Annotated in this window: 9 protein-coding genes; 1 reads left to right on the top strand and 8 read right to left on the bottom strand. The window is 61.2% G+C overall.

Annotated elements, in window-relative coordinates; genetic code table 11:
- Together ACGVKB_RS08715 and ACGVKB_RS08720 are read right to left on the bottom strand one after the other, a co-directional pair.
- Nucleotides 1-1,118, bottom strand: a 1,118-nt coding sequence (locus tag ACGVKB_RS08715; protein ID WP_392351162.1) for a quinone-dependent dihydroorotate dehydrogenase, incomplete at its 3' end; no start/stop codon positions are given.
- 8 nt (nt 1,119-1,126) lie between these two features.
- Nucleotides 1,127-1,909 carry a ribonuclease H gene (locus ACGVKB_RS08720; RefSeq protein ID WP_392351164.1) on the bottom strand — a complete coding sequence of 261 codons (783 nt, stop codon included), beginning with the start codon at nt 1,907-1,909 and terminating at the stop codon, nt 1,127-1,129.
- A 51-nt stretch (nt 1,910-1,960) separates the two neighbouring features.
- On the opposite strand from ACGVKB_RS08720, the gene ACGVKB_RS08725 reads away from it, so the two are divergent.
- A complete protein-coding gene (locus tag ACGVKB_RS08725; RefSeq protein ID WP_392351166.1) occupies nt 1,961-2,656 on the top strand; it encodes a DUF3747 domain-containing protein in 696 nt (231 codons plus the stop codon).
- 268 nt (nt 2,657-2,924) lie between these two features.
- Here the strand turns inward: ACGVKB_RS08725 and rplL are convergent, their stop codons facing one another.
- From rplL to secE, 6 genes are all read right to left on the bottom strand, one after another.
- Nucleotides 2,925-3,314, bottom strand: a complete 390-nt coding sequence (rplL, locus tag ACGVKB_RS08730) for a 50S ribosomal protein L7/L12 (RefSeq protein WP_392351168.1) — start codon at nt 3,312-3,314, stop codon at nt 2,925-2,927.
- A 50-nt stretch (nt 3,315-3,364) separates the two neighbouring features.
- Nucleotides 3,365-3,892 carry a 50S ribosomal protein L10 gene (gene rplJ / locus ACGVKB_RS08735; protein ID WP_392351170.1) on the bottom strand — a complete coding sequence of 176 codons (528 nt, stop codon included), beginning with the start codon at nt 3,890-3,892 and terminating at the stop codon, nt 3,365-3,367.
- A 231-nt stretch (nt 3,893-4,123) separates the two neighbouring features.
- A complete protein-coding gene (gene rplA, locus ACGVKB_RS08740) occupies nt 4,124-4,831 on the bottom strand; it encodes a 50S ribosomal protein L1 (protein ID WP_392351172.1) in 708 nt (235 codons plus the stop codon).
- A gap of 70 nt (nt 4,832-4,901) precedes the next feature.
- Nucleotides 4,902-5,327, bottom strand: coding sequence for a 50S ribosomal protein L11 (rplK, locus tag ACGVKB_RS08745; protein WP_392351174.1), 426 nt, complete (start codon nt 5,325-5,327; stop codon nt 4,902-4,904).
- 109 nt (nt 5,328-5,436) lie between these two features.
- A complete protein-coding gene (gene nusG / locus ACGVKB_RS08750; protein ID WP_392351176.1) occupies nt 5,437-6,105 on the bottom strand; it encodes a transcription termination/antitermination protein NusG in 669 nt (222 codons plus the stop codon).
- Between the two features lie 38 nt (nt 6,106-6,143).
- The gene (gene secE, locus ACGVKB_RS08755; RefSeq protein ID WP_392351178.1) at nt 6,144-6,383 is read right to left on the bottom strand and encodes a preprotein translocase subunit SecE; all 240 of its coding nucleotides are present in this window, start codon (nt 6,381-6,383) and stop codon (nt 6,144-6,146) included.
- Nucleotides 6,384-6,557 lie beyond the last annotated feature (174 nt).

Genomic DNA, 6,557 nt, shown 5'->3' on the forward strand with positions numbered 1-6,557 from the left:
AGTTGTTGCTGTAACCCCTCAAGGATGCGCGGCACAAGGTCCGGACCCTGGAAAATCCAGCCGGTGTACAGCTGCACCAATGAGGCCCCGGCCGCAATCCGTTCCCAGGCCGCTTCGGGGGAATCAATGCCGCCCACTCCCACCAAGGGCAATGCTGGTCCGGCGCCAGCCCGCAACCGGCGAATCACCTCCAGAGCACGGTGACGCAACGGTGCTCCACTGAGCCCACCGGCCTCTTCGGCGAGGGTGCGCCCGGTCTGCGGTAAGCGGCGTTGCTCCAGGCCGAGGCGATTGAGGCTGGTGTTCACAGCAATCACCCCGGCGAGGCCCTCTTCAAAGGCCAGCCGGGCGATGCCATTGATCGCTTCATCATCCAGATCCGGCGCAATTTTCACCAGCAAGGGCGGGCAGGCCGGCAGGCGCCGCAGCCGTTCCACCAAACGGCGCAATTGCACCGTGTCCTGCAGATCCCTCAGCCCAGGGGTATTCGGCGAACTGACATTGATCACGGCGTAGTCCGCCAATGGCGCCAACAGTTCCAATGAGGAGGCGTAATCGTCCGGGGCCTGCTCCAGCGATGTGACCTTGGACTTGCCCACATTGATGCCCAGGACAGCCGGGCGCTGACCCGGCGCCTCCAGCCGTTGGCGTTCCAGGGTGGCGAGCATCGCCTGGGCTCCATCGTTGTTGAACCCCATCCGGTTGAGGGCCGCCTGCTCCTCCGCCAGACGGAACAAGCGCGGGCGAGGGTTGCCGGGCTGACCATGCCAGGTGACCGTTCCCACCTCAGCAAAGCCGAAACCAAACCGATCCCAGATGCCAGCGGCCACCCCGTTTTTATCGAAGCCAGCGGCCAGGCCAACCGGATTGGCGAAACGACAGCCAAACAACACCTGCTCCAGGCGCAGATCACGGCGCTGCAGGTCAGCCGCCACACCCTCGAGCACCGTGGACACCCCAGGCCAACGGCGACGCAGGCTCGCCTGAGCCAGGGCCGTCAACGCCGTTCGGGAGAGCTGCTCCGCATCAAGACCATCATCACGGGCCAGCACAGGACCAAGCCAGCGCTGATAAAACGCGCCGCTGCTGAGCGGTCCAGCCGGGTTGGTCGACGCCATGCTGTGCCTCAGGTCTGTTCCGATCCTGCCTCGGAGCGGTACAGCCTCCAGCGATCGGTGCCGATGGGCTCCACCAGCCAATCGCGCCATCGCCAAGGTTCCGAGCGCGATTCCAGTTGCCGCAGGGGCTGCTCCACCAACTGGGCCAGCTCAATCAACGACAGGCTGTAGCCACCGGTGGCCAGGCGATCCGCCAACTCCAAACGGCTGAGCAATCCCACCAGCGGAGCGGGGGCAGCCTCCTCAGGGGCAGACGCTGGCTCGGCCTTCGACTGGACCTTGGACGTTGACGCCGCCGCGGCCGCCGGTCCATCTCCAGGCTGGCGCAAGCTGGGTTGCAGACCCCGGGAATAGGCCACAGCGATTTGATCCACCCGATCGTTGTCCGGGTCACCGCTATGCCCTTTGACATACGTCAGCGGCACATCCGTCAGCCGAGCCTGGTCCAAGGCCTGCCAGAGATCTTGATTCAACACCGGCTTCCCCGCTGCCGTTTTCCAGCCCTTGCGCTTCCAGCCCTTCATCCAGGAGCCCAGGCCGTCGATCAGATATTTGCTGTCTGTGCGGAGGGTTAGATCGGGATGTCGCGGCAGGTCGCTCAAGCGCTGCAACAGTTCGAGAGCCGCCTTCAGTTCCATCCGGTTGTTGGTGGTCGCCCCATCGTGACCACCGAACTCTTCGACACTGCCGTCCTCATAGCGAAGCAGTGCAGCCCAACCCCCGGGGCCTGGATTCCCGCTACAGGCACCATCGGTGGCAGCAGCCACGACACGTCCCCGACTCTCAGCCATTGATCCCCCCGGCAACGATTGGGTAGAACACGGGCTCTCACCGTCCCGCACATGCCGCGAACCTACCTCCGGGCACTGGCAACGCTGGGCATGGGACTGGCCTCGAGCCTCCTGGTGCCGAGTGAACCGGTGCTGGCCCGCAACCTCTTTGACAGCAAACCACTGTCCCAGGAGCGCTTTGCCATCTTGGGACGACCCGTCGGCCGCGACAACTGGAAGCTGCTGGTGCTGGAGCAGATCAAACAACGCCCCCGCTGCTGGACGCCGCGACCGGACGGACTGATCGACCCCACCCTGAACACCTTCAATTTCTCGAGGATCTGCAGCCGCTATCTCGACAGCAACGGGTATTCCCTGCGCAGCGGCGGCCAGGATCTGGCCAAGCGCTTCCGCCTGCGACTGGTGGCCACCGGTCGGACCTTACGGCTCGAAGCCATGGACCCGGACCAGGCCGCTCCGTTGCAGCTCGGCCAGGCGGACATCCCAGCCCGTGACCGCAACGGCTTTGTTCTGATCAAACTCGATCCCGGCTGGCAATTGGAGCGACGGGTCTACAAAGGGCGCACGTTGAACCATCTGTACTTCGCCAATCCAACGCCGGTGAATCAACTCCTCGCGCAAGCGGGAGCCTCCAGCCGGTCCGCCGGCTTCACGCGCATCGGACGGCCCAAGGCACCGCTGCAACCCGGCACACCAGGGGGCAACGGCGGTCCGATTCGCCTCGAGGTGATTCCGTACCGACCCTGAGCGGCGAAACTGGCACTGTGCCAATCAACAGAGAGGTAGCACCCCACTTGCCCCTGGAGTGTTTTGTTTTAGTTTCCAGATGTGTGAGGAGTGCATAGCGCCTCTTCGGGGTCGAAACAAGGACAGACTCCCGAAAGCGTTTCACTACAACGAGCTCCGCCTTCGGCGGGGCTTTTTTAATGCACGACCAACCCACGGCATAAAAAAGCCGGCCCCCAAAAGGACCGGCTGCGGAATCAACAGAACGTCGGCCGAAGCCGACCGGCGATCACTTGATGGTGACCTTGCCGCCTGCTTCTTCGATGGACTTCTTGAGGGCTTCGGCATCGTCCTTGGACGCACCTTCCTTGACGGCCTTGGGGGCAGCCTCGACCAGAGCCTTGGCGTCGCCCAGACCCAGACCGGTGGCTTCGCGGACAGCCTTGAGGACCTTGATCTTGGCGGAGGCGTCGAAGCCTTCCAGGATCACGTCGAATTCGGTCTTCTCTTCAGCGGCCTCACCACCGCCACCAGCAGCGCCAGGAGCCGCCATGACGACGCCGGCAGATGCAGCTGCGGACACACCGAAGGCCTCTTCGATCTGCTTGACCAGCTCGGAAGCTTCAAGCAGGGAAAGGGACTTCAGCGATTCGAGGATTTCGTCGGTTTTTGCAGACATGGTTGAAAATCAGCAACAGATCAGTGAAAAATCGTGGTGGCAGAGCGAACTCAGCCTTCGCCGCCTTCGGCGTGCTGGTTGAGTGCCCGGGCCATACCGGAGGGAACCTCGTTGATGCCGACAGCGACCTTGGTGGCCACCGCGTTGATTGCACCGGCGATCTGGGCCATGAGTTCCTCCTTGGACGGGAGGTCAGCAATGGCTTTGATCTCGTCCTGAGACAGAAGCTTGCCTTCGAAAAGGCCGCCTTTGGTCTCAGACTTTTTGAACTCCTTCTGGAAAGACTGAACAGCCTTAACACCGGCACCGACATCGCCCTTAACCAGGACGAAAGCGTTGGTGCCGCTCAGCAAGGAATCGAGGTTGGCCCAGGAGCTGTCGCCATCAATGGCACGACGCATCAAGGTGTTTTTAGTCACCTTGCACACGCTGTTGCTGGCCTGCAGGCGACCCCGCAGATCAGACATTTCCTTGATGGAGAGGCCCTTGTAATCAAGAACCAATGCCAGCTCAGCCTCGGCGAGGAGCTCTTTGAGCTCTCCGACGATCTGTTGCTTGTTCTCCAGAGTGCGGCCCATGGTGATTGGATCGGATTGAAGGAACAAGCAGGGCAAGCGGCCGATCGAATCTCAGCGAGTGAGACGAGGCCGCGTCCTGATCCAATCCCAAGGGAAAAATCGTGTCGCGTTTGCCTCGGCAGGGGTTACATCAAAGGGCGGATCGTGATCCGCCCAATCAAAACCTGCTGTCTATGGCCGGGCGCATGCCCGATTTGGCTTTCGCCAATTTGAAACTATAGAGGAGAGGCTTCAGCCCTCTTGAGCGATGTCCTGCAGAGCGGAGACATCCACTTCCACCGATGGCCCCATCGTGGAGGTGACATACAAGCTCTTCCAGTAGCGACCCTTGGCGCCGCTGGGCTTGTTGCGATCGATGGTTTCCTGAAGCGTTTTCAGGTTTTCCAGCAGGGCGTCCGGAGTGAAGCTGGCCTTACCGAAGCGCACGTGCACGATGCCGGTGCGGTCAGCACGGAATTCGAGTTTGCCGGCCTTGAATTCCTTGATCGCAGAGGCGAGGTCCGTGGTGACAGTGCCAGCCTTGGGGTTGGGCATCAGGCCACGGGGTCCAAGCACGCGACCCAGCTTGGCCACTTTGGGCATCATGTCCGGGGTGGCGATCAGCAGATCGAACTCCATTTCGCCCTTGGCGATGGTTTCGACCAGATCTTCATCACCGGCCAACTCAGCACCGGCTTCCTTGGCTTCAGCGACCTTCTCACCGCGGGTGATCACCGCAATGCGGACGCTTTGACCGGTGCCGTTGGGCAGCGCCACGGTGGTCCGCAGCTGCTGGTCGGTGTACTTGGGATCGATGCCGAGGCGCACATGGGCCTCCATCGTCTCGTCGAACTTGGCGTTGGCGTTGTCTTTAACCAGCGCAATCGCCTCGAGCGGGGCATAGACCCGATCTTCAATTTTGCTGGCGAGGCTGGCCAGACGTTTGGACAGTTTTGGCATGACAGGCATGGGGTCCAGGCGACATCAGCGATGTCTCCCCCGGTAGAGGTTGGTGAAACGAACGCGACGCTCAGTCGCTGATGGCGACGCCCATGTTGCGGGCGGTGCCTTCGATGATCCGCTTGGCGGACTCGATGCTGGTGCAGTTCAGATCGGGGAGCTTGGTCTTGGCGATCTCTTCAAGCTGAGCCTGATTGATCGAACCAACGCTTCCTTTCGCGGACTCGCCAGAACCTTTCTCAATGCCAGCAGCTTTGGTGATCAGCACCGACGCCGGAGGGGTTTTGGTGATGAAGGTGAAACTGCGGTCTTCGAAGACCGAAATTTCCACCGGAATCACGAAACCGGCTTTGTCCTGCGTCCGAGCGTTGTACTCCTTGCAGAACATCATGATGTTCACACCATGCTGACCGAGGGCAGGGCCCACTGGCGGAGCAGGGTTGGCTTTGCCGGCCTGAAGGGCCAGCTTGATGACAGCTACGACTTTCTTGGCCATCGGCTGGAGGGTTTGGACAACTGCGGATCACCGAGCCCGGAAGCAAGGTGCGGCGGAGTGGCGAACCACCCCAATGGCCGTCCTCCGCAGGGAGACGGCCGCCGGAGGGTCAGCTCTGTTTGCTGATCTGTGAAAACTCGAGTTCAACCGGGGTTTCACGGCCAAAGATCGACAGCAACGCCTTGAGCTTGCTGCGCTCGCCGGAGATCTCGATGACTTCGCCTTGGAAATCCTTGAAGGGACCTTCGGTCACAAGGATCTGATCGCCTTCGGCAAGGTCGACCTTGACCACGGTTTTCTTCTCAGCCGCCCGCTTGAAGATGCGATCCACTTCGGAACGACTCAGGGGCCGGGGCTTGATGTGACCCCGCGCCTTCCCGGTGGCACGGCGATCTTCAGCACCCACAAAATTGATCACGTTCGGGGTGCTGCGCACCGCCATCATCGTGTCCTCGTCCAACACCATCCGCACCAACACGTAGCCGGGGAAGACCTTTTCTTCCGTGGACTGACGGGTGCCGTCTTTCTTCAGTTTGACCGCTGGGGTCTGGGGAATCTCGATCTCAAGGATCCGATTGCTGACGCCAAGCGTGACCGCCCGTTGTTCCAGGGTGGCTTTGACTTTCTTCTCGCAGCTGGACGCCACCTGCACGGCATACCAACGAGCAACAGCGGTCTTGGCACCGGTGTCGGACATCAACGTGCCCTCATCGCCATCGTTGGGCGCCGGCAGATCGAGCACCTCTGCGTTATCCGGTGTGGTCAGGTCGTCAGGCACGGTGGATACGAAGCTTCAGAGCAGAAAACCGACGGATCTCAGCGAAAGATCTGGGTGGAACCCCAAGTAAAAAATCGACTGACGGCGGCAATGGCTGCTGCCGACAGACTCACCATCAAAATCACAGCGATGGATTCGCTGAACAGTTGCTGGCGGCTGGGCCAGACAACGAGCTTCAGCTCATCAAACGTTGCAGCGAGGAAATTCCCTGATCGAGGGGACTCCGGCTCGGACGTTGTGCTGGCTGTGGTGGTGTCCTCGGATGGTGGGGTGGTCACGGAAGAAAGAGACCGAGAGTTGACAAAGGCGCCGCAAAGCACCACGCCAAACGATCACCCTACCGGATGCCCTGACAGCTCTACGGGTTCAAAACAGAAGGCGCCGATTTCATCGGCGCTGAGATGCACCCGAACGGCGCTGACGCCGCTGAAGCGCTCCTCCAACAACTGGGT

Origin of the sequence: Parasynechococcus sp., assembly GCF_042954325.1 — a bacterium.
GTDB lineage: Bacteria > Cyanobacteriota > Cyanobacteriia > PCC-6307 > Cyanobiaceae > Parasynechococcus.